At 49.9% G+C, this 20,549-nt stretch carries 26 protein-coding genes and 1 tRNA gene; 24 read left to right on the top strand and 3 right to left on the bottom strand.

Annotated elements, in window-relative coordinates:
- Window positions 1-27 precede the first annotated feature (27 nt).
- The 22 genes from HHI26_RS10425 (at window position 28) to HHI26_RS10530 (ending at window position 16,592) form a co-directional block, all read left to right on the top strand.
- Window positions 28-1,197 carry a DUF2213 domain-containing protein gene (locus HHI26_RS10425; protein WP_171149056.1) on the top strand — a complete coding sequence of 390 codons (1,170 nt, stop codon included), beginning with the start codon at window positions 28-30 and terminating at the stop codon, window positions 1,195-1,197.
- Between the two features lies 1 nt (window position 1,198).
- A complete protein-coding gene (locus tag HHI26_RS10430; protein ID WP_171149057.1) occupies window positions 1,199-1,687 on the top strand; it encodes a hypothetical protein in 489 nt (162 codons plus the stop codon).
- Window positions 1,687-2,712, top strand: coding sequence for a hypothetical protein (locus tag HHI26_RS10435; protein ID WP_171149058.1), 1,026 nt, complete (start codon window positions 1,687-1,689; stop codon window positions 2,710-2,712). The genes HHI26_RS10430 and HHI26_RS10435 overlap by 1 nt, the downstream gene beginning before the upstream one ends.
- Window positions 2,713-2,715: 3 nt before the next feature.
- Complete coding sequence (locus HHI26_RS10440; protein WP_171149059.1) at window positions 2,716-3,042, top strand: hypothetical protein; 327 nt, start codon at window positions 2,716-2,718, stop codon at window positions 3,040-3,042.
- Between the two features lie 3 nt (window positions 3,043-3,045).
- Window positions 3,046-3,441, top strand: a complete 396-nt coding sequence (locus HHI26_RS10445) for a DUF4054 domain-containing protein (protein WP_171149060.1) — start codon at window positions 3,046-3,048, stop codon at window positions 3,439-3,441.
- A 3-nt stretch (window positions 3,442-3,444) separates the two neighbouring features.
- A complete protein-coding gene (locus HHI26_RS10450) occupies window positions 3,445-3,906 on the top strand; it encodes a hypothetical protein (RefSeq protein WP_171149061.1) in 462 nt (153 codons plus the stop codon).
- A complete protein-coding gene (locus HHI26_RS10455) occupies window positions 3,884-4,255 on the top strand; it encodes a hypothetical protein (RefSeq protein ID WP_171149062.1) in 372 nt (123 codons plus the stop codon). The genes HHI26_RS10450 and HHI26_RS10455 overlap by 23 nt, the downstream gene beginning before the upstream one ends.
- Window positions 4,252-4,770: a hypothetical protein gene (locus HHI26_RS10460; protein WP_171149063.1), complete on the top strand. Its 519-nt coding sequence runs from the start codon at window positions 4,252-4,254 to the stop codon at window positions 4,768-4,770. The genes HHI26_RS10455 and HHI26_RS10460 overlap by 4 nt, the downstream gene beginning before the upstream one ends.
- Window positions 4,767-6,251, top strand: coding sequence for a DUF3383 family protein (locus HHI26_RS10465; RefSeq protein WP_171149064.1), 1,485 nt, complete (start codon window positions 4,767-4,769; stop codon window positions 6,249-6,251). The genes HHI26_RS10460 and HHI26_RS10465 overlap by 4 nt, the downstream gene beginning before the upstream one ends.
- A 10-nt stretch (window positions 6,252-6,261) precedes the next feature.
- Window positions 6,262-6,699 carry a hypothetical protein gene (locus tag HHI26_RS10470; RefSeq protein ID WP_171149065.1) on the top strand — a complete coding sequence of 146 codons (438 nt, stop codon included), beginning with the start codon at window positions 6,262-6,264 and terminating at the stop codon, window positions 6,697-6,699.
- The gene (locus HHI26_RS10475; protein WP_171149066.1) at window positions 6,696-7,100 is read left to right on the top strand and encodes a hypothetical protein; all 405 of its coding nucleotides are present in this window, start codon (window positions 6,696-6,698) and stop codon (window positions 7,098-7,100) included. The genes HHI26_RS10470 and HHI26_RS10475 overlap by 4 nt, the downstream gene beginning before the upstream one ends.
- A gap of 214 nt (window positions 7,101-7,314) precedes the next feature.
- On the top strand, window positions 7,315-9,066 hold the full coding sequence (locus HHI26_RS10480) for a lytic transglycosylase domain-containing protein (RefSeq protein ID WP_171149067.1): 1,752 nt from the start codon (window positions 7,315-7,317) through the stop codon (window positions 9,064-9,066).
- A 1-nt stretch (window position 9,067) separates the two neighbouring features.
- On the top strand, window positions 9,068-9,703 hold the full coding sequence (locus HHI26_RS10485) for a hypothetical protein (RefSeq protein WP_171149068.1): 636 nt from the start codon (window positions 9,068-9,070) through the stop codon (window positions 9,701-9,703).
- Between the two features lie 100 nt (window positions 9,704-9,803).
- On the top strand, window positions 9,804-10,619 hold the full coding sequence (locus HHI26_RS10490) for a hypothetical protein (RefSeq protein ID WP_171149069.1): 816 nt from the start codon (window positions 9,804-9,806) through the stop codon (window positions 10,617-10,619).
- 291 nt (window positions 10,620-10,910) lie between these two features.
- The gene (locus HHI26_RS10495) at window positions 10,911-11,765 is read left to right on the top strand and encodes a hypothetical protein (RefSeq protein WP_171149070.1); all 855 of its coding nucleotides are present in this window, start codon (window positions 10,911-10,913) and stop codon (window positions 11,763-11,765) included.
- The gene (locus tag HHI26_RS10500; RefSeq protein ID WP_171149071.1) at window positions 11,762-12,472 is read left to right on the top strand and encodes a phage baseplate protein; all 711 of its coding nucleotides are present in this window, start codon (window positions 11,762-11,764) and stop codon (window positions 12,470-12,472) included. The genes HHI26_RS10495 and HHI26_RS10500 overlap by 4 nt, the downstream gene beginning before the upstream one ends.
- Window positions 12,469-12,828, top strand: coding sequence for a hypothetical protein (locus HHI26_RS10505; protein ID WP_171149072.1), 360 nt, complete (start codon window positions 12,469-12,471; stop codon window positions 12,826-12,828). The genes HHI26_RS10500 and HHI26_RS10505 overlap by 4 nt, the downstream gene beginning before the upstream one ends.
- Window positions 12,825-14,057 carry a baseplate J/gp47 family protein gene (locus HHI26_RS10510; protein WP_171149073.1) on the top strand — a complete coding sequence of 411 codons (1,233 nt, stop codon included), beginning with the start codon at window positions 12,825-12,827 and terminating at the stop codon, window positions 14,055-14,057. The genes HHI26_RS10505 and HHI26_RS10510 overlap by 4 nt, the downstream gene beginning before the upstream one ends.
- Window positions 14,054-14,698, top strand: a complete 645-nt coding sequence (locus HHI26_RS10515) for a DUF2612 domain-containing protein (RefSeq protein WP_171149074.1) — start codon at window positions 14,054-14,056, stop codon at window positions 14,696-14,698. Before HHI26_RS10510 ends, HHI26_RS10515 begins: the two co-directional genes overlap by 4 nt.
- 2 nt (window positions 14,699-14,700) lie before the next feature.
- Window positions 14,701-15,798 (top strand): hypothetical protein, encoded by a 1,098-nt coding sequence (locus tag HHI26_RS25480; RefSeq protein WP_241008262.1) that lies wholly within the window; start codon window positions 14,701-14,703, stop codon window positions 15,796-15,798.
- 1 nt (window position 15,799) lies between these two features.
- The gene (locus HHI26_RS10525; protein WP_171149075.1) at window positions 15,800-16,231 is read left to right on the top strand and encodes a tail fiber assembly protein; all 432 of its coding nucleotides are present in this window, start codon (window positions 15,800-15,802) and stop codon (window positions 16,229-16,231) included.
- A 106-nt stretch (window positions 16,232-16,337) separates the two neighbouring features.
- Window positions 16,338-16,592 (top strand): hypothetical protein, encoded by a 255-nt coding sequence (locus tag HHI26_RS10530; RefSeq protein ID WP_171149076.1) that lies wholly within the window; start codon window positions 16,338-16,340, stop codon window positions 16,590-16,592.
- Here HHI26_RS10530 and HHI26_RS10535 read toward each other — a convergent pair.
- The 3 genes from HHI26_RS10535 to HHI26_RS10545 form a co-directional block, all read right to left on the bottom strand.
- Window positions 16,576-17,745: a tyrosine-type recombinase/integrase gene (locus HHI26_RS10535; protein WP_171149077.1), complete on the bottom strand. Its 1,170-nt coding sequence runs from the start codon at window positions 17,743-17,745 to the stop codon at window positions 16,576-16,578. The two genes, HHI26_RS10530 and HHI26_RS10535, sit on opposite strands and share 17 nt — an antisense overlap.
- Window positions 17,746-17,905: 160 nt before the next feature.
- A tRNA-Arg gene (locus HHI26_RS10540) sits at window positions 17,906-17,980 on the bottom strand.
- Between the two features lie 70 nt (window positions 17,981-18,050).
- Complete coding sequence (locus HHI26_RS10545) at window positions 18,051-18,971, bottom strand: formate/nitrite transporter family protein (protein WP_133841299.1); 921 nt, start codon at window positions 18,969-18,971, stop codon at window positions 18,051-18,053.
- A gap of 245 nt (window positions 18,972-19,216) precedes the next feature.
- On the opposite strand from HHI26_RS10545, the gene ccmA reads away from it, so the two are divergent.
- Window positions 19,217-19,831 (top strand): cytochrome c biogenesis heme-transporting ATPase CcmA, encoded by a 615-nt coding sequence (gene ccmA, locus HHI26_RS10550; protein WP_171149078.1) that lies wholly within the window; start codon window positions 19,217-19,219, stop codon window positions 19,829-19,831.
- Window positions 19,831-20,490 (top strand): heme exporter protein CcmB, encoded by a 660-nt coding sequence (ccmB, locus tag HHI26_RS10555; RefSeq protein WP_133841301.1) that lies wholly within the window; start codon window positions 19,831-19,833, stop codon window positions 20,488-20,490. Before ccmA ends, ccmB begins: the two co-directional genes overlap by 1 nt.
- The last annotated feature ends 59 nt before the right edge of the window (window positions 20,491-20,549 follow it).

Raw genomic sequence — 20,549 nt, forward strand, 5'->3', positions numbered from 1 at the left:
TTTTATTGCCTGAAGAAAGGTAAAAACATGAAAGACGTGAAGTTTGCCTTTGATAAGGCGAGCGTTCGCAGATACGACGCTGACGGGATGATGCATGTTGCGCAGACGCCGATTAGCAAGGCGAATGTCTGCATCTACTACGGCAAAGAAATCCCTGATTCCGAAAAGCTCGGTCTTGACCCTAATAAGGCATATCGACTTTTCAGAGACCCTGAAGAGTTAAAAAAGGCCGCGCCAACTTTCAATAACAAGCCGCTATTAAACCAGCACCTGCCGTTCTCGGTGGTTAGCCCACCAAAGGACGCGATTGTTGGCTCAACTGGCACCGACGCCAAGTTCGAATTTCCATACCTCTACAACTCGCTGGGTATTCACGACCTTGATTCAATCATGGGCGTAGAGACTGAGCGCCAGAAAGAAATTTCATCCTCTTACCGCTACAGACTCGACATGACGCCGGGCGAGTACGAGGGAGAGGCATACGATGGAGTTATGCGCGACATCGTTTGTAATCACGTGGCAATCGTGCCAAGTGGTCGGGCTGGCCCCGACGTGTTTGTTTATGACTCCAAACCAACAGGAAACATCCTAATGACACTGAAAGAAAAGTTGATGGCGGTCATCAAGCCTTATTTGGCAAACGATGAGAAGCCTGAAGATATCGAAAAGAAAGTTGATGAAGTTATCAAAGACGACGCCACACAAGCCGAGCGTGATAACGAGTCTGAAGCTGAACGCCTGAAGCGTGAAGAGAGAGAAGTCAAAGAGCGCGAAGAGCGTGAGCGCAAAGACCGTGAACGTGATCGCCGCGCTGATGATGAAGATGACGACGGCAAGGACAAGAAAGAAAAAAAGGCCGAAGACGAAGAAGGCGACAAGGACAAGAAAGAAAAGATGGCTAACGACAGCCGCTTAGCAATGGATGCAATGCGCAAAGAGCTTCGAGAAGAGCATGTGGCGCTTCGTCAAGCGGAGCGGGATGTGCGTCCAGTTGTAGGTGACTTGGCGTGTGACAGTGCCGACGAAGTCTATCGTGCAGCCCTGAAACACTTAGGTTGTGCAGATCACCAGACTCTGCCATCGGCAGCGCTCCAGTCAGTATTCAAAGCTTATTCTCGCCCGGCGATGGCTAACGACTCCGCGCCTATCAATCACACCTCGCGCACAGCCGTGAAAGACTTCTTCGAGGGTAAATAATATGTCATTCCAAAAGAGCGTAAACGTTTATTCCGGCGTCGGTCAGGCTGGTCAGCCTGCATCAAACAGCCCAATCATTGCAGCAGCAGGTGGCCCCGGCGCATTCCAGGCTGGTACAAGCGGCCTGATTATGGCTCGGTTCGCATGGCGTAACTCTACCAACCCTCTGCGACTGGATAACACCGGTACTGGCAAGCCTGTTGGCTTCATCTACAACAACGCGAACGCCACCATCGGTTATCTGCAGGGTAATAGCATGACCATCCCAGCAGGACGAGAAGCATCTCCGGTAGTTGGTGGTGATTTCTGGGCTATTTCAACCACCGTGGCGACAGTGGGTCAGAAAGTGTTTGCCGTTCTGGCGACAGGGCTGCTGGCAACAGGTGCTGCAGGTGCGACTATTTCCAGCGCAGTTGAAACTGACTGGTATGTGGCAAGTCCTGCTGCTATCGGTGATTTACTGATTATCTCTACATGGAGCAAAGCATAATGCCTCAACTGACTCAGGCTGATTTCGCAGCCTTTAAAGCGGAAGCTGAATCGCGCGGCATTTTCTTGCCACCTTCTGTCACCAAGTTTGCAATGGACGCCGATGTGCAACCATCACTGCCAGCTAACGGCGGTATCCCGGCAATCGTATCTACCTTCGTTGACCCTGAAATCGTGCGCACCATCTTCGCCAAACAGAAAGCAGTAGATATTCTGGGTGAGAAGAAAAAAGGCTCGTGGGCTCAGGACACAATGATGATCCAGCGCATTGAGCAGTCCGGTGATGTCGTTGCGTATGACGACTATAGCGAACAAGGCGCTAACCAAGTGACCTCCCATTGGGAAAACCGTCAGGTATATCGCTACCAGACAATGGTCACTTATGGCGAGCTGGAACAAGAGCGTTATGGTCTGGCAATGCTGCCATACGTCGCAGAGAAACAACGCGCTGCTGCGTGGACTCTCAATCAGGCGCAGAACAAGTTCTACTTCTACGGCGTGTCCGGCCTGCTGAATTACGGCATCCTGAATGACCCAGACCTGCCAACTCCAATCACGCCGGCCACTGTCGGCGGCGCAACTACATGGCCTACAAAGCAGGTCGTCGATATTTATAACGACGTTCTGGCTCTGTATGCCGATTTGGTAGAGCGTAACAACGGCGCGGTGGGTGACGGCGTAGATATGGCTTCTCCTCTGGTTCTGGCGATGAGCCCAACCAGTTCCGTTTACTTCAAACGCGCTAACGAAGTGTTTGGTAACACCGTAGAGAAGATGGTGAAAGACACGTTCACTAACATTCGAATCGAAGTCGCTCCTCAGTACAGCACTGATGCTGGCGAGTTGGTTCAGATGTTCGTAGAAACTGCTCAGGGTCAGAATGCCGGTTATTGCGCATATAGCGAAAAGCTGCGTGCTCATCCGGTTATCACTATGACATCAAGCTGGAAGCAGAAGCACTCTGGCACCACTTACGGCGCAGTCGTTACGATGCCAACCCTGTTTGCTCAGATGCTGGGAGTGTAAGCAATGGCTAAATCTTCAACGTACGTAATCGGCTGTAAGTTGCCAAACGGCTTGTCATTCCGACATGGCGATCTGGTCATCACGCTGGCGGGCGCTAACTCGTCCGCTCTGGTTAACGGCTTCGGCATGACAAAAGACGTCCCTGCTGATGCTTGGGAAACCTTCGAGAAGAATCATAAAGATTCGAAGTTCATTAAAAACGGCATCGTGTTCGCTGTTTCTGATGAAAAGTCCCTGGCGGATGCAACGCTGGAGCGCACCAGTGTCAAAACCGGCCTTGAGCAGGCATCGAAAGAAACTGCTGATGTGAAGGAAGACAAAGAGGAATAACCCATGGCGATCGTGGTTCTGGATATCCCCAAGTTCCGCGCCATGTTCCCTGAGTTTTCCAATGTAACTGACGAAACCCTGCCATTCCTGTTTGACCAAGCCACCGACTACCTGAACAACTCTGATTTCTCCCTCGTAGATGACGTCATAAAGCGTGAGCGTTTGCTCTATTTGCTTATGGCTCATTTGGCGTCCGTGCGATATGGAGATGCGAACGGTAATGGCGGCACAGGAATGGTGGGGCGCATCTCATCAGCGTCAGAAGGAAGCGTCTCCGTTTCCTCTGATGCTGGTCAGGTTGAGTTTCGCTACATGTGGTACACGCAGAGCCAATACGGCATGGAGTTCTGGCAGGCGACGAAAGTATATCGCATGGCTAACTACTATCCGGGGTGCTGAAAAATGGCTGGAAAGATTTTAAATTTCCTTGAGCAGGTTGGTAAGACGCTCGAATCCAAACAGGTCAAGGTTGGATTTGTTGACGGTGCTACTTATCCGGGCGGAGAAAGTGTTGCTCAGGTAGCGGCAGATAATGAATGGGGAGACCCGCGCAAAAACAGGTCTCCTCGTCCATTCTTCCGAAATGCTATCAGTGAGAAGTCTGTTGAATGGGCGGCAACTGTTGGGCGAGGAATTAGGGCTGGCATTGATACATCTCAAGTTCTGGAGGTAGTTGGGGCTCAGATTAAAGGTGACGTACAAGAGTCCATTGCAACACTGATGGAGCCAGCGCTTGCGCCACTGACTATCGAGTTACGAAAGGAACGCGGGAATCAATCCACCAAGCCACTGGTTGATACCAAGGTCATGATCGGCGACGTCAATTACGAGGTGGGAAACATTGAACCTACATCGGATAGTTAAATCTGCCATTGGTCAAATCAATCCATTTATTTCAGCAACGGTTCGTGTATCTGATGGGTTTGAAGTCGGCGCAGGTCGTAAACAAGTTCCGAAGTACTTACCAGACCAGTCAATTACCATTCAATTGCAGCCACTTTCTGGACAAGACCTTAAACACGTTGATGGCATGAATTTGCAAGGATTACTTAAGTCAATTCATGTCGATGGCAACTTTTACGGGGCTAATCGCGAGAGGGTCATTGGTGGAGACCTGTTCGTTATCGGTAGCGAAACATGGCTGGTGATCGAACCGTTAGAACTTTGGCCTGATTGGTGTCGGTTGTTGGTTCAGTTGCAGGTGACGCCATGAATGACATGACAGTTGATAACGTGATTGATGTCTTGGCTAACTTTGCAGAGCCATTTATCGGAACGTGCGAACAGGCTCAGGCTAACCGGGTGCCTATGGATAAGGGGGCTTTTTGTATCCTGACGCCATTGCGTTTTAAACGACTTTCAACTAGTCGTGAAATCAACAAAGACACGGGCAGTCAGTCAACGAGTGCCATCGGCTTCACCGAGGTAAGGCAGGCCGATATTCAGATCGATATCTACGGCGACAATGCCGGTGACCGCGCTATCGCTCTGGAGACTCTGTTCCGCACTGGATATGCCTATGACGCCATCAAAGCGTTAGATACCCGCGTTGCTCCGCTTTACAGCACTGAGGCAATTCAGGCACCGATGATCAACGCCGAAAACCAGTGGCAGGAGCGTTACATGCTCACAGTATCGCTTCAGGTTCATATCACTATAGATGCCCCACAGGACTACTACGACCAGGCTAAATTCACAGTTAATAATGCTGATAAGGCGACCACATGAGCAAAATTCCATTACGGCGCGATTTTAATATCACGCCATCTACAGTAAATGCAGCAGGCACAGCATTAGATGTATACGGGCTGCTGCTTTCCGACAATGAGCTGCTGCCAGTTGGTAAGGTTTCAGGGTTCACCAGTGCATCGGATGTCGGTCTGGCGCTTGGAACAACAAGCCGAGAGTATCTGGCGGCATCTCTTTATATGTCCGGGTACGACAATTCCACCGTGCGCCCAGGCGGCATCCTGTTTGGGCGCCTTTCTGAATATGCGGTAGAAGGGTGGTTACTCTCAGGAAGTTTCAAGGGGGTGAAGATTTCAGCGCTACTGGGAGTTACAGGAACTATTACCCTGACCCTGGATGGTGCATCAAAAACCAGCACATCCATTAATCTCGCTTCGGCGACCAGCTTCACTGATGCTGCAACAGCCATTGCAGCAGCATTTGGCAGTGGAGTGACAGTTGACTGGCTCCCGGTGCAAAGCCGCTTCATCATTCGTTCCGCTACAACAGGAGCAGCAAGCGAAGTTTCAGTCGCAGTTCCAGGTGCAGCTTCAACGGCGCTCAAGCTTACTGCGGCCACGGCTGCCACCACATCACCAGGCGCAGCCGCAACAAGCATCACCGACACGATGGAAGGCATTGTTAATCAGAATCAGGATTGGGTTCTTACTGCTTCGCTTGTCGATTTTGACGATGAACAGAAAGAAGAGTTGTGTGCCTGGGTGAGCGCTTCAGATAACCGTTATGGGTACGTGTATAACGACGATTCAGAAGCGGCGACAGTTGCAGACAATGCCTCAACATTCCAGCAGAGTGTCGTTGTCGCTAACGGCTATGAGAATGTGTTTCCCGTATATGGGTCGTACCTTTATGCCGTGCTGGCGCTGGCATACTCCGCGTCACTGAACTTCAGCCGTACTAATGGCCGTGTGTCATACAAGTTTCGTTCCTTTGCAGGAATTGCGCCGAATGTTAGCGATAACGCTGCCGCTGCCGCGCTGGAGTCAAACGGGTATAACTTCTATGGCGCATACAGTCAGAACAAAACGATGAAGCAGTACGTCTCTGATGGTGCGATCACTGGTAAATACCTGTGGCTGGACAGTTTCATTAGCCAGGTATGGATTAATGCCAATCTGGTCGCTGCCTTTGCAAACCTGTTCACCAACAATGCCTCTTACGCGTTCAACCCAACAGGGTATGCCTCCATCTCAGCGGCAGTGATTGACGTAGCCACTACTGCGAAAAATTTTGGTGCCATTCGTGCGGGCGTGACTTTGGATCAGGCTCAAATCAACATCGTGAATGATGCGGTGGGTTCAGATATTTCAAGCGTACTGTACACAGACGGCTGGTACTTCTTCATCCCTGAGCAGACAGGCGCATCACGAACAGAGCGCAGTCTCGATGGGGCTATTTTCTATTATGTCGATGGTCAGCTGATCCAAAGCATCAACATGACCTCAACCAACATTCTGTAAGGATTTTACGATGCCAATCGACATTACCAGTGCCAACTCCAAACTAAGCATTGTCGTACCATCGTTTTACCCTGGCGGGTTTGACGTCGATGACTATGCGGCAGAGGACATGTTTGAAGCCGGAGCGCTGCAGAACGCTGAAGATATGATGTCAGCAGACGGTAAGTATCATGCTGGCTTCATCTTCAACCCGCAGGATTTCACTATCAACCTCATGCCTACATCTAACGCCGGGACGCTCATTGATAAGTGGTACGCAGCGGAGCGCACCGCTATCAGCAAGTTTGCGTGCAATGCAACGTTGATTATTCCCTCCCTAAAAACGAAGTATAACTTTGTAAATGGCGTCCTGTTCACGTGGACGCAGACTCCTCCGGGCAAGCGTGTACTTCAGCCACGGCCTGCTGTATTCCACTTTGAGTCAGTGACACCGAGCCCAGCAAAATGAGCAGAAAAATAATCACATTCATTGCAGAGGATGGTAGGGATAAAGGCAAAGAATTTCAGATTACTGAGATGTCAGCCTGGGACGCAGAAGAGCTTTCAGAGGAAATCTACCGTGCCATGGGGCAAGGTGAATTTAACTCTCTGCCGGCCGACGTTGTTTCGATGGGTATCGCAGGTCTGGCAACCGTTGGTATGTCTGTTCTTGCTGCCGCACCAGCTGCTACATCGCGTTATATCTCTGACAAGTTGCTGTCGACGGTTAAAGCAGTCATTACGCACGAAGGCCAGCAAGTGAGTCGTGACGTTGAAAAAATCGACTTTGAAGAGATAGCTACGCTGCGCAAACTAAAGGATAAGGTTCTTGAACTGAACTTCAGTTTTTTATCACTCGCCGCCGGGTGAAATTCCCGCGCCTTCAAACGCCTGAACCACCAAGCAAGTTAGTCTCCACTGTCAATATTCCAGCCAGCATTAACGCCGTTATATGCTCAGGGAAAGCCACGTATGCGCAACTGCAAAACGAGTTTTCCCTGCTGGATATGTACAACCTGCTTGAAGTGATCGCGGTTGATGCGCATAACCAAACTGCCTGGCGGCTGCACATGAGTAAAGACCGATGATTATTGAAGAGCTGGCATACAAGGTCACGGTAAAAGCCGATGAATTCATCTCTGGCAAGAAGAAGGTAGAACAGGGAGCGAAGGATTTAGAAAAGACCGTAACAGGGTCAATGGATGAAGCATCCGACAGCAGCAAGAAGGTTGGCACTGAAGTTGGTAAAATGGGCCAAAGCGTCAAGCGCACCGCTGAAGACACCAAGCGACCTTTCGGTCTGCTGAGTGGCGGATTTTACGGCGTAGCAAAGGGCGCGAAAGAATTTGGGAAGGAAGGTGGGCAGGCATTCGGTAGCGTAGCAACAGGAGCGGCCAAATTCCTTGGGCTGGCTCTATCAATTGAGGGCACACGCAGACTATTTGAGTCATCCACGAAAAACCTGGTGGATTTGGGCAATGCCTCCAGTAATCTCGATGTGTCTGCAAGAAGCCTGGATGGATGGAAAAAGGCTGCTCAATCAGCAGGAGCTTCCGGTGACTCTGTGGTTAGTGCACTTGGAAAGATGAAGAACGCACAAAACCAGTTCGATGCCGGGATGATGAACCCTGACGAAACCACAGTTTCTATCCGCAGGCTTGAGGCTCAGGCGGGAGTGAATATTATCGGGACAGGCTCTCCTGAGGAGATGTTCAAAAACATGGAGGCGGCATTAAGAAAGCTGCCAAAATCGCAGGCTCAGACGTATGCGCAGATGCTGGGGCTTGACTCAAGTATTCTCCCATCAATTCTAAATGGCAGCCTGGACAGCCAGCAGTCAAAGTTTTCTCAAAACTCCAGCGTTAACGATCAGATGATAAAAACGGCTCGCGAGGCGAATGAGATGATGACTCGGCTCGGGCAGTCAACAGAGAGTATTGGCAATAATCTGCTCCTTGCCTTCGGCCCTGACATCATTGACGTCATGAACACCTTCAATCAGTGGGTGAGCAGTAATGGCGGCAATGTTATCGATTTCTTCAAGGAGTCTGATAAATGGGTGCGGCAGTTTTCATCAGCGCTACAGGGGAATAAAAATGCCATACATGACTGGGGGCAGGTAACTGATAACTTCAATATCTTCTCCGGGTTTAACAAATCAGAAGTAGATGCCCCTGCATGGTTGGATGAAAAATTGAAGGGCAATCCTGTATGGGAATTGTGGAAGGCCAATAAAGACAAAGATATTTTTGGCGCCATGAAAGGGTCTGGCTCGTACGATGAGGAACGCCTTCTGGATGCAGTAATGCATGCTGAGAGCGGAGGTAATCCTAATGCGGTATCTCGCGCTGGAGCGACAGGGCCATATCAGTTTATGTCAGGGACGGCACGTGACATGGGATTAAGGGTAGATGGCCAGGTGGATGAGAGGCGAGACCCAGCCAAGTCCAGAGAGGCGGCAAGAAAGTACCTCAACCAGCTCATTAACAGGTATGGCGGAAACGTAGACCTGGCTCTGAAGGCCTATAACGTTGGTCCGACAGCTCTGGACAGGTGGATTAAGGCAGGTTCAAATCCAAACACCATGAATTCAGAAACGGCAAATTACGTTGGCAGGGTATCCAAGAACTACGGCAGCGACCTCTCGCAAATGGCCGCACTCTCGGCTATACCTGACGCACCGCAAAGCAGTGACAATAGCCAGACAAGCACTACTCACATCGGAAAGGTTGAGGTAAATACCAACCCTCAGACGGTAGATCAGCTAATGGATGGTATAATCCAGCAGGCTCGTCGAAGTTCAACAAACGGTGCGTTTATATCAGGAAATGGATGACATGCGGATTAATAAATTAGCTATTGCCTCAGTTTTTATAATTTTAACATCTGGATGCGCTTCGCTGCCAACTCCTCAGCAGCAGCAAAGAGCATTTGATAACGAAGAGCATAAAACCAGATATGGCGAAAAGTGGACAGTTAAAAAGCTAAAGGAGCACTACAAGGAAGAGACTGGAGAAATTCTTGTAGTTCCAGATGCCATCGCATGTGGGTGGGATGGGTCATGTTATTACAATGCGTGGGCACATAAACACGACCAAGGGATTGACTATTTCGAGTCGAAAAAAAGAGAACAAGAAAAGGCTGCTGAGGAGAAATGCCTTACCGAACCTGATTGTAAAAGGAATTTAGAAGTAAGCAATTACAATTACTCTCTAAAAAACTCCTATATAGTAACAGTCGGGTCTCATCCATATCAACAGGCTGAGTATGATATGGTTGTCAGGGATATGTGTGAAAAATCTGCACTATCTCAAAAAAAGGGGGTGGGATTAGAGTCGTTGATTAACAACATTCAAGACTTACCCGGCATATCCCCACAAGATAGATCACTGATAGCCTCCGTGGCAGAATCATGCTGGAATCTATCTAGGCTAGGAAGCGACTGGAAAGAGCCCCTGCGAAAAATTTATTAACTGAATATTACACTCGGGTTGGTTGTTTTCAACTAGTACCTATTCGATATTATAAGTCTTACAACCCGCTTCGGCGGGTTTTTTATTGCCCGGAGATGCCATGAGCATTATTGACCTAAATACGGCTGATATATTTAATGCCATTGGTGGCGGGTCGCCGTTATCAATAATAAATGGGATTCTGCACCCATCTTACTCCATTAAAAAGAGCGGAACATCAGAAACCGCACTTGAATTCAGTGGAATGGCTTCAATTCAGCCATCGGGCGGCGCTTCCATTATCACAGCCCCGATAGAAACTGGTAAGTATCAGTCAATAAACAAGGTCATGAGGCCGGGTCGCATTGCTTGTGACGTGGTTGTAAATGGTCTGACGGGTTACTCAGGTGCAATACCGAACATTTTCGACCTAACTTTTACAAGTCAGAGCGCAACGCTAGATACTATAAAGACCATGCTAGCTACAGCAGCCACTTATGATATCGACACCCCAAAAGACCTGTACGAAGGGTACGATCTGGTTGACTACAGCTACACGGTTAACAGTAAGCGTGGCGTAACAATGCTGGTTGTTAGCCTTGTTTTCCAGCAGGTTCTTGAGCAAATGGAAGTTGCTCTTTCAGGTAGTCAGTCTAAATCAAAGCCGACCGATGACAAAAAATCTAACGCGGGCACAGGTACGGGTGGAGATACAAAAAACGGAGCGGCAGAACCATCCACTATAGATGGGCTGCAAAAGTCATGGTCTAGCCTGAAAACTGCCGTAGGAGAAACCACATCGGCAATAAGTGATTCTATTACTCAGGGTTTTACATCTGCCATCGACACGGTGAAATCACCATTGGTTGATGTGGCGACGTCAGCCACTGATAAATTAACTGGATTAGTTAGCAGCATCAAGGGCGGGATTACATGAATATCATATCCCTCGAAAATATCAAATCGCAGTCAATATCTGTGACATTGGATGGGCAGGATTGCACTATCCGACTGGTACAGAGAGAAAGCTTCCTGTATATGGATCTGGATGTTGCGGGGATTCCTGTCATGCAAGGCGTCCCGTGCCTCTATGCTAATAAAATCGTCAGATATTCATACCTTGGGTTTAAGGGTGATCTTTTCTTTCTCGACAACGAGGGGCAAAGTGACCCTTCATTTGAGGGGCTATCGTCAAGATATCCCCTCTACTTCATAACGGAGGCAGAACTTGTATAACAAAAAAACACTTCGTTATGACTTCTCTGTAAAGCCAGGTGATTTTGATGGTAGGGGGAATGACAAGCTCTCATTAAACGAAGTTAAATCAAACTTTCATGTAGGTTCATATGGAAATGTCAGTGGGACAAATGCGGAGATAACAATATTTGGATTAAGTGCCGATCTTCTATCAGTCCTTTCAGGAAAGGGATTGGGAGTATTCGCCCCTATTGGTAATATTGGCGTTGAAGTATATGCAGGAAAGACAAAAATGTTTAGCGGGGGCATTTTTGCAAGCTATGCAAACATGAATGCACAACCAGAAACGGCGCTTATTATCAACGCAGTTGCTGGATTGTCTCTGCGCACCTCATCTTCAAGCGCATTCTCCTTCTCTGGTGATATCGATGTAGCCAATATGTTGGAGGCAATATGCAAATTGTCAGGATATGCTTTCCGAAGTGAAGGTGTAAAAGGAATAAAACACTCAAATCCGTATTTCAGTGGTAGTCCAATGGACCAAATAAGAGATATATGCTTGGCGCATGAGCTATGGTATCAAGTAATTGACAATGTAGTAACTGTCTGGCCTTACAAGTCGACAAGTGGTACTGCGGCAATAACTGTTGGCCCAGAGAATGGGCTTATAGGATACCCAGTATTCTCGCAAGGAGGGATAACATTCCAGACTCAATTTTCACCACTTCTTTCACAGGGGCGCGATGTGAATCTCATTACGTCACTTCCTAACGCGAGCGGGCTGTATAGGCTCAGTATTGTTGAGCATTACCTCAGTTCATGGACGGATGGCGGTAACTGGCACTCAGTGTGTCAAGCATTCCGAATTACGGAGGCGGCAAGATGAACCGTGAATTCTCGTCAGCTGCGAATCAGTCCAGTGATGCAGATGCTCAGGCTTTTGCTTTCGACAGAATGTTGTCCGGCAATCACTTCATAAAATACGCTCAGGTTACCGCTGTTCGTGGTGCCGCTCCAAACCTTGTTGTAGATGTATTACCTCTTGTTGCTGAAATCAGAAACTCTGATCGCACCATCATAATGGGGTCAGAGGTTTTTAATGTCCCCGTCTGGCGCCTCCAGAGAGGAAGTAGCGCGATTATTATGAACCCGGTGGTTGGTGATATCGGCATGATTGCTGTGTGCGATAACGACACTACGGTAGCCCGCAAGACGAGAAAAGAATCAGTGCCTGGTAGCAACAGAAAGCACTCTCTTTCCGATGCGATCTACCTCGGTGGGATTATTAACTCTGAGCCCACGCAGTTTATTGAGTTCGCCGACAGCGAGTTAAACATCACATCGCCTAACCCGGTAAATATCACATGCAGTGCTGCAAATATTACCGCGGCAAACGGTGTTCTCGTTGATTCGCCAACGGCGCACTTTACCGGAAGAGTAACCGCCGATGGTGATATTACTGATAACGCCGGAACGCAATCTTCATCCCTCAAAGCACTTAGAGATGATTATAACGGACACCGACATCCAGTTGCAGGCGTGCAGAGCGGCAGTTCAACAGTGACATCTGACATTACGGACAAGCCATCATGACCTACAGAACTTTGCAGCTCGATACCTCTTCGTGGGACTTGATTCTTGACGGTAACGGAAACATGGCAATAGCTGAGTCAGGTTACTCAGCAGCTCAGGATGTTGCATCTGCCTGCCTCGTATTTTCAGGTGAATGTTACTTCGATAATACTCTCGGCATTCCCTGGAAAGATGAGGTGCTCGGAACGCGGCCAACGCCGGGATTTATAGCTCGTAAGATGGAGTCAGAAGCCAAAAAGTTACCGATTGTAGACCAGGCCCTGGCAAGCGTGTTTTTCGATAAAGACACGCGACAGATGCGCGGTGCTATCAGGATTACAGATACAGACGGAAACCAATCACAGGCGATTTTATGACAACTCTAAAAACAGCGGTTCCCGGCGTAACGATAACAGAGACCGGGTTGCTGGTTCCTGATATTGCAGATGTGTTATCTGGCAGATTAACAGATATGGACTCAGCAATGGGTGGCGGTTCCAGTCAATCTTTGTCATCACCACAGGGACAGATATCTCAGTCAGATACGGAAATCATCGCGACAAATTATGACGCTCTGCTTTGCCTGTTCAATCAGATGAACCCCGACTATGCAACAGGTCGATGGCAGGACGGAATCGGGCGCATCTATTACATGGATCGTATCGCCGCGAGAGGCACGGTAGTAACCGCATCATGCACCGGGGCCGTTGGCACGGTTATCCCCTCCGGAAGCACGGCTCAGGATGATGCGGGCTATACGTATTCATCAATTAATGAAGCGACTATTGGATCCACTGGTAGTGTTGATGTTGAGTTTCAAAACATAACTACCGGGCCTATTCCGTGTGGTGTTGGGGCCCTAAATCAGATATTTGCCACTGTGTCTGGCTGGGACTCTATAACAAATGATGCCGCAGGAGTTATTGGTATTGACGTTGAGTCACGAGTGGCATTTGAGACACGCCGAAAACAGTCTGTAGCGCGTGGCGGGCGAAACACTGATGCATCGACTCTTGCTGCCCTTCTGGCGACAGATGGCGTCCTTGATGCCTATGTTTGGTCTAACAGGACGGATGCCACAGTAACAAGCGGAGCAACAGGGTTCCCGGTGTTAAGTCACTCCCTTTATGTTGGTGTATACGGCGGAACAGACGAAGACGTAGCGGAGGCGATATTTACAACGAAGAATCCTGGTGTAAACCTTAACGGGAATACAACCTTTATCGTTGAAGATAAAGAGAACTACAGTGCTCCGTATCCCCAGTACACAATGCAATGGGAAAGAGTGGATCCTCTTCGCGTGTACATAAAGGTTCAGATTGAGAACGACACCGTCAATCTTCCTTCTGACGTAACCGAACAAATTAAGAACGTTGTGGCTAGTGTCTTTAATGGAACGTATGAAGGGTCTACAAAGGCTAGAATTGGAGCAAGAATCAGCGGTGGAACCTATTACGCACCAGTAATATCTATATCTCCCGAATACATGAGCATCCTTTCAATAACAATATCATCAGACGGGTCAACATTTACGCAGTCATTAACTGCCGGAATTGACCAGGTTCCTACAATCCAGCTTGACGACATCGAGGTGGTGAAAGTGTGAAATGGCAAGAAACCATTCTGACGCAATACTCCGCAAGCAAAAGAATCCTCGCAATAATCGACACATTTAACCAGGCAATAAACCTTGATGACTTCACTGATGAATTTATTGAAGAGGTGTGGGACATAACTACGTGCGGAACTTATGGGCTGGATGTATGGGGGAAGATTGTTAACGTTTCTCGTTATATTCAGGCTGACATAGAAACTAATAGCTTTGGCTTTTATGAAGCTGACGAGGGCGATATCAATAATTATCCATCCCCGTTCAACGATGAGCCGTTCTATGCAGGGATTCAGGAAACAGAAACAGTAAGACTTGCGGATGATGCATACCGAACACTCGTTTTAGCAAAGGCCTTCTCAAACATCAGTATAGCAACCATCAGTGAAATAAACCGATTCCTAACGATGCTATTCAAGGGAAGGGGAAAAGCATTCTGCGTGGATTATGGCGATATGAGGATGGGCTTTGTCTGCGAGTTCGCTCTGGTTCCATATGAAGAAGCAATTCTGAAAAACTACGAGGTACTTCCGGTTCCGCAGGGAGTTTTAATTACAACCCGGCAATTAGTTCCGCCTTACTTTGGCTTTGCAGAAGATGCCTACCCGTTTAACGATGGAACATTTTACAAAGGTTAATAATGAACAGAACAGACGAACCAAAAAAACAGGCAGTCCCTTTTGCTGTAAATGGTCAGCGAGAAGAATTGCTGCCTACATCTCCTGCGGGCGATAACACTGCATCATATGACGCAGGATTCCCGGCAGTAACAATGATACTAAAGGCAGCCGGGGGGTTACCACCGAAAGGTCAGGATATGAATCAGATCCTGTTCGAGCTTGCTTCAATTGCACGATGGGCTAGCGCAGGTGCTGGATATGCATACGATGCGGCATTTTCCACAACGGTGGGAGGCTATCCGGTAGGGGCTAAGGTTCTCTCAACGGATGGTGCTGGCTACTGGATAAACACATCTGAAGCAAACTCAACAAACCCAGAAGTAACAAATGGATCGCTGACGGGTTGGGTTCCTTCTGCATTTTATGGCGTGACAGCGATTACAGGCCTTGCAGCAGCAAACGTTACGCTGACATCCCTTCAGGCTGCCCGTGATCGTATTGAGCTATCAGGGGCGCTAACAGCAAATATCAACATCATCGTACCCGCATGGCGCAAGGCGTGGACTGTAGTTAACAACTGCACAGGTTCTTTCGCAATTACTGTAAAAACCCCGTCAGGAGCAGGGGTGTCGATTGCCACAGGGAAAAGAGCCACTGTATATGGAGACGCTACAAATATAACTGACCAGGGGTATTTGCTGGCCTCAAACAACCTATCTGAAATAGCAGCGGCAGGCCCGGTCGCTGTCGCTGCGACTCTCGCAAACCTTGGTTTGGGAGAAGCCGCGAAACGAGCTGTTGGCACTGGTACTAATCAGATTCCAGATATGACATACTTTTCTCAATCATTGACAGCAACATCGGGTGTGAAGAATATTCCCGGCGGTTTTAAGATTCAATTTGGTTCGTTTTCACTGGGTTCAGCAGCGAGTTCAACTCAGACAGTGACTTTCACAGAGGCGTTCCCTACGACATGCATTGCACTAGTTCCCACCCCCACCGGCGCATCGGACCAACAGATAGGGTTTTCGTCATTAACGGCGACTACTGGTGTGATTAGAAAGGGTAACACAGATACAGCATCAAGAACTGGCACCTATGTTGCCTTGGGGTATTAAGATGGAAGATAAATTCTATTTCAGCGCATCAAAACTGGGTTTTTACAGAGAGTCACAAAAGGAATCGTATCAGCAGCCTGACTCATGGCCATCAGACTTAATAGAAATAACGGAAGAAAAAAGGGATGAGCTTCTTAAGGGGAATGGCGAGGGTTCAGTGATATCAGCAGATAAAGATGGGTATCCTGTGCTTATCCCGCCACCGTTGCCAACAAAAGATGAGTATATTTCTCTCGCAAAAGCAGAAAAAGCCAGTCGTCAGGCTGATGCGCAAATCGCGATTGCACCGCTTCAAAATGCTGTCGACATCGATGATGCAACAGATGCAGAGATTGCGCTGTTGAAGAAGTGGAAGCAATACTCAGTTGCTGTTAACAGGATTGATACCAGCACCGCGCCTGACATTACCTGGGCTATCCCACCCGCAAGCTAAATTTCCCGCCAGATCATTGCCCTGACGATTTACCCTTCCGCAGAGGTTGATCATTATCGTTAGCTGATCAAATAATACTGTATATACAAACAGTATTGAGGTTGTGATGGGCGGCAAAGACGCGAACTATCAGATAGTGCACCGGGGAGAATCGCTGGATGTGTACCACTCAGGCCAGTGGGTATTCTTCCAGCGACCCAAACCGTGCGGTGGCGGCTACTGGTTTGGCCGCACGTATGACGATTGCTTCTGGCTTGAGTTTGAGCGCCCGACGTCGCTACGGGCTGGTCTGCTGTATCTGATGTCACTTGAGAGTTTGCAGAGCGAACGGTTTGATGATGAGTTTAAGCTTGAGGGGTAGGGTTATTCCCATCTATCCAATCTGCCCACCACTGCATCATCTCTCGGCGCTTTTCCAGGTACTGTGCATGGTTATAGATGCCGCGTACAGAGCCGCTGTTAGCGTGCGCAAGCTGTTTCTCAATGGCATCGGCAGGCCATTCGTGCTCGTTCATGACTGTGCTGAACTGGTGTCTGAATCCGTGCCCGCTTGCCAATCCCTCATATCCAATCTGCCTGATGACCAGAAGAACGGCGTTTTCGCTTATGGACTTCTTTTTGTCATTCCTTCCGGCAAACACAAAATCAGATATAGGCCCCGTAATGGGCTTTATTCCCTCAAGCAAATCGACTACCTGTTGTGACATCGGCACGAGGTGAATTCGGCGGCCTTTCATCACTTCTTCGGAAATGGTGATTGTCCTAGTTTCAAAGTCGATGTTCTTCCATAGCATAGAGCGCAGTTCGATAGTACGGAGCGCCGTATACTGAAGAACCTGAGTTGCTACCTTTGAAACGATGCTCCCGGAGAAGCTAGCCAGAGCTTTATTAAACGCGGGGATCTGGTCGGCGGGCAGGAATGGGTAGTTCTTTTTCCTGTATCCCTTCATTGCATCAGCCAGGTCAGGAGCCGGGTTGTACTTGGCTCGCCCGGTGATTATCGCGTACCGGAATACTTCGCCGCACCTGCGCCGGGCTTTATTGGCCCGCTCCATCGCACCGCGGGACTCAAAAAGGCGAATGACCTCCAGAATCTTCATTGGCTCGATGTCGTTAATATCCATGTCGCCAATCATTGGAAGGATGTCATCGCGGAACATGCGGGATAGCTCGTCTCCGTAACCCGCAGACCACACCTGTCTTTTGTGATCGTACCATTCGGCGTATATGGCCCCGAAGGTGTTATCAGCAACCGCCAGCTTCTTTGCCTTCACAGGGTCCACACCATCAGACACTTCCTTTCTGGCGTTCCAGGCTTTATCCCTCGCTTCCTGCAAAGACATCAGTGGATACTTCCCCACCGTTAAAACCTTTTCCTTCCCGTCAATCTTGTAACGCATCTGCCACACCTTCCTGCCGGAGACGGGCACGTACAGATAGAGGCCGTTGCTGTCCAGTAGTCGGTATGGCCTTTCCTTTGGCTTTGCTGCTTCTATCTGCTTAACGGTCAGCATGGGTAAAATTCCGGTGGGTAAATTTATTTACTCGTTTTTTACCCGCTTAAGAGTGCGGCTGTCAACGAACCATTGCGAACTGCCGCGAACTGGTAACTTATGTGTGGCGTGATTCTAAAGGGTTTTTGCGAACTATTACGGAGGGTGGCGAGCGATGAAATGGTGTCCCCTGCAGGAATCGAACCTGCAACTAGCCCTTAGGAGGGGCTCGTTATATCCATTTAACTAAGGGGACAGCGGCGCGCAGTATAGCCTGTTTCGCGCCACAGATTAACCACTTACCCGCCTGACTGCGCGTTTTAGCATCAATCCGGCTGATTTTCTGCCTCTTTCTTCTCTTTTCGCTTCGCTTCGGCGGCAGCTTTTGCTTTGGCCTTGTTGCTCATATCGTTGCGGATCTGCGCATGGCTGATCAGGGCAAAGATAAAGGTGCCGCCAATGATGTTACCGGCGAGGGTCGGTAGCGCAAACGGCCAGATAAACTGCTGCCACGGCAGATCGCCGCTGAACACCAGATAGAAGATCTCCACCGATCCCACCACGATATGCGCCAGGTCACCCAATGCCACCAGCCACGTCATCAGGATGATCACCCAAATCTTAGCGGCGCCCGCAGACGGGAACATCCATACCATGGTGGCAATGATCCAGCCGGAAACCACCGCGTTGGCAAACATCTCCATCGGGCTGTTCTCCATCACTTTCTGGCTGATGCTGACAAACGCCCCGCGTACGGCGTCGTCGAAAATGGGCAGGTGGTTAAAGGCCAGCGCGGCCAGCGCAGTGCCAATCAGGTTACCGCCCAGCACTAACCCCCACAGACGCATCAGCAACAGAAAATTCCCGCCGTTCGGTTTATGCATCACGGGCAGCACGGCAGTGACGGTGTTCTCGGTAAACAGCTGCTGCCGCGCCATAATCACGATAATAAAGCCGAAGGTGTAGCCGAGGTTCTCCAGCAGAAACCCGCCGGGAACATCCTGCAGATTGACGTGGAAGATGCCTTTTGCCATCAGTGAGGCACCCATCGACAGCCCGGCCGCTATAGCAGAAAACAGCAGGGCGAGGGCATCACGCTCCAGCTCTTTCTCCCCCTCCTGGCGGATCTGCTCGTGTACGGCGGCAGCCTGCGAGGGCAGGGCTTCTTCATCCACCTCAATCTCTTTGCCCTGTTCGCTTTCTTCACTCTCAACCTGATTATCATTATCGTTTTGTGTGTTTTTCATCTTTCCCCCAGAGAATAGCGTTCCCTCTTAAGCGTAGCGGGTATTATCCGACGCGATGAAATGTAACCTGCATTAATAAGAAGAGTAACAAAGCTTTAACCCAGGCGTGAAACCGTGCAAAAAAGCGCCATAGTCCGGTTTTTCAGGGGGGGAAGACGTGCCTTATGCCGCCTGGTCAGCGTAGGCAGACACACAGTTTGTGGTACTATCCTGCATCAAATTTAACAATGTGCGATTTTCCTCCCATGCTGGCAGCCCAAAATCTGACATGTGTTCGCGATGAGCGGACGCTGTTTAGCGATCTCAGTTTTACCGTGAAGGCCGGCGATATTGTGCAGGTGGAAGGGGAAAATGGTGCAGGAAAAACCTCGTTGCTGCGTATTCTGGCCGGGCTCAGCCGGGCAGAGCAGGGCGACGTGCTCTGGCAGCAGCGCAGCATTCAGCAGGAGCGTGAAAACTATCACGCCAGCCTGCTTTACCTCGGCCATCTGCCGGGGATCAAAGCGGTATTAACCCCATTTGAAAATCTCAGCTTCTGGCACGCGGAGTGTTCGCCGGAGGAACTCTGGCAGGCGCTGGAGCAGGTTGACCTTACCGGCTATGAAGACGTTGCGGTGTCCCAGCTCTCCGCCGGGCAGCAGCGGCGCGTGGCGCTGGCGCGTCTGTGGCTGTCAGCGGCACCGCTGTGGATACTGGATGAACCCCTGACCGCCATTGATAAATCGGGTGTGGACCAGCTGATAGCCAGGCTGGTGCTTCATGCCGATCGGGGCGGTGCGGTGATCCTCACCACGCACCAGGAACTGCCTGCGACCGTGCGTCATCTCAGCCGCATTCGGCTGACGGATGGGATGGCCTGATGTTCTGGCGCGTATTGCAGCGTGAACTGCGCATCGCTTTTCGTAGCGGGTCAGAAATTATCAACCCGCTGTGGTTCTTTCTGATTGTTGTCACGCTGTTTCCCTTAGGCATCGGGCCGGAGCCGCAGCTGCTGGCGCGCATTGCACCTGGCATTGTCTGGGTCGCGGCGCTGCTCTCCTCGCTGCTGGCACTGGAGCGGCTGTTCCGTGATGATTTTCTCGATGGTTCGCTTGAGCAGCTTCTGCTGTTGCCCACGCCGCTGCCGTTGACGGTGCTGGGCAAAGTGGCCGCACACTGGATCGTTACCGGGCTGCCGCTGCTGCTGCTGTCACCGCTGGTCGCCTTGTTGCTGTCGCTGGATTTTGCCAGCTGGCGCGCGGTGGCGCTGACTTTGCTGCTGGGCACGCCGACGCTCAGTTTCCTCGGCGCGATTGGTGTCGGGCTGACGGTGGGGCTGCGTCGTGGGGGCGTATTACTGAGTTTACTGGTGTTGCCGCTGGCGGTGCCGGTACTGATTTTTGCCAGTGCAGCCATCGATGCTGCGGGCCAGGGGCTGCCGATTGACGGCTATCTGGCCATTCTGGGTGCCCTGCTGGCAGGGAGTGCCACGCTGGCACCTTTTGCCACGGCGGCTGCATTACGGGTGAGCGTTCACTAACCGGCGAAAAGACCGGGAGTACGCCGTTTTAGCGCGAACTTACGCCAGACGAATGATCT

It is taken from the genome of Erwinia sp. JH02, from assembly GCF_013074405.1.
In the GTDB taxonomy this organism is placed as follows: domain Bacteria; phylum Pseudomonadota; class Gammaproteobacteria; order Enterobacterales; family Enterobacteriaceae; genus Erwinia; species Erwinia rhapontici.

Coding starts and splice junctions, on each gene's coding strand:
- HHI26_RS10535 (WP_171149077.1), bottom strand. CDS start 17,745: ATGCTGACCGTTAAGCAGATAGAAGCAGCAAAGCCAAAGGAAAGGCCA.
- HHI26_RS10460 (WP_171149063.1), top strand. CDS start 4,252: ATGAATGACATGACAGTTGATAACGTGATTGATGTCTTGGCTAACTTT.
- HHI26_RS10525 (WP_171149075.1), top strand. CDS start 15,800: ATGGAAGATAAATTCTATTTCAGCGCATCAAAACTGGGTTTTTACAGA.
- HHI26_RS10450 (WP_171149061.1), top strand. CDS start 3,445: ATGGCTGGAAAGATTTTAAATTTCCTTGAGCAGGTTGGTAAGACGCTC.
- HHI26_RS10445 (WP_171149060.1), top strand. CDS start 3,046: ATGGCGATCGTGGTTCTGGATATCCCCAAGTTCCGCGCCATGTTCCCT.
- HHI26_RS10485 (WP_171149068.1), top strand. CDS start 9,068: ATGCGGATTAATAAATTAGCTATTGCCTCAGTTTTTATAATTTTAACA.
- HHI26_RS10500 (WP_171149071.1), top strand. CDS start 11,762: ATGAACCGTGAATTCTCGTCAGCTGCGAATCAGTCCAGTGATGCAGAT.
- HHI26_RS10440 (WP_171149059.1), top strand. CDS start 2,716: ATGGCTAAATCTTCAACGTACGTAATCGGCTGTAAGTTGCCAAACGGC.
- HHI26_RS10490 (WP_171149069.1), top strand. CDS start 9,804: ATGAGCATTATTGACCTAAATACGGCTGATATATTTAATGCCATTGGT.
- HHI26_RS10505 (WP_171149072.1), top strand. CDS start 12,469: ATGACCTACAGAACTTTGCAGCTCGATACCTCTTCGTGGGACTTGATT.
- HHI26_RS10430 (WP_171149057.1), top strand. CDS start 1,199: ATGTCATTCCAAAAGAGCGTAAACGTTTATTCCGGCGTCGGTCAGGCT.
- HHI26_RS10475 (WP_171149066.1), top strand. CDS start 6,696: ATGAGCAGAAAAATAATCACATTCATTGCAGAGGATGGTAGGGATAAA.
- HHI26_RS10480 (WP_171149067.1), top strand. CDS start 7,315: ATGATTATTGAAGAGCTGGCATACAAGGTCACGGTAAAAGCCGATGAA.
- HHI26_RS10425 (WP_171149056.1), top strand. CDS start 28: ATGAAAGACGTGAAGTTTGCCTTTGATAAGGCGAGCGTTCGCAGATAC.
- HHI26_RS25480 (WP_241008262.1), top strand. CDS start 14,701: ATGAACAGAACAGACGAACCAAAAAAACAGGCAGTCCCTTTTGCTGTA.
- HHI26_RS10470 (WP_171149065.1), top strand. CDS start 6,262: ATGCCAATCGACATTACCAGTGCCAACTCCAAACTAAGCATTGTCGTA.
- ccmB (WP_133841301.1), top strand. CDS start 19,831: ATGTTCTGGCGCGTATTGCAGCGTGAACTGCGCATCGCTTTTCGTAGC.
- HHI26_RS10465 (WP_171149064.1), top strand. CDS start 4,767: ATGAGCAAAATTCCATTACGGCGCGATTTTAATATCACGCCATCTACA.
- HHI26_RS10530 (WP_171149076.1), top strand. CDS start 16,338: ATGGGCGGCAAAGACGCGAACTATCAGATAGTGCACCGGGGAGAATCG.
- HHI26_RS10545 (WP_133841299.1), bottom strand. CDS start 18,971: ATGAAAAACACACAAAACGATAATGATAATCAGGTTGAGAGTGAAGAA.
- HHI26_RS10435 (WP_171149058.1), top strand. CDS start 1,687: ATGCCTCAACTGACTCAGGCTGATTTCGCAGCCTTTAAAGCGGAAGCT.
- HHI26_RS10510 (WP_171149073.1), top strand. CDS start 12,825: ATGACAACTCTAAAAACAGCGGTTCCCGGCGTAACGATAACAGAGACC.
- ccmA (WP_171149078.1), top strand. CDS start 19,217: ATGCTGGCAGCCCAAAATCTGACATGTGTTCGCGATGAGCGGACGCTG.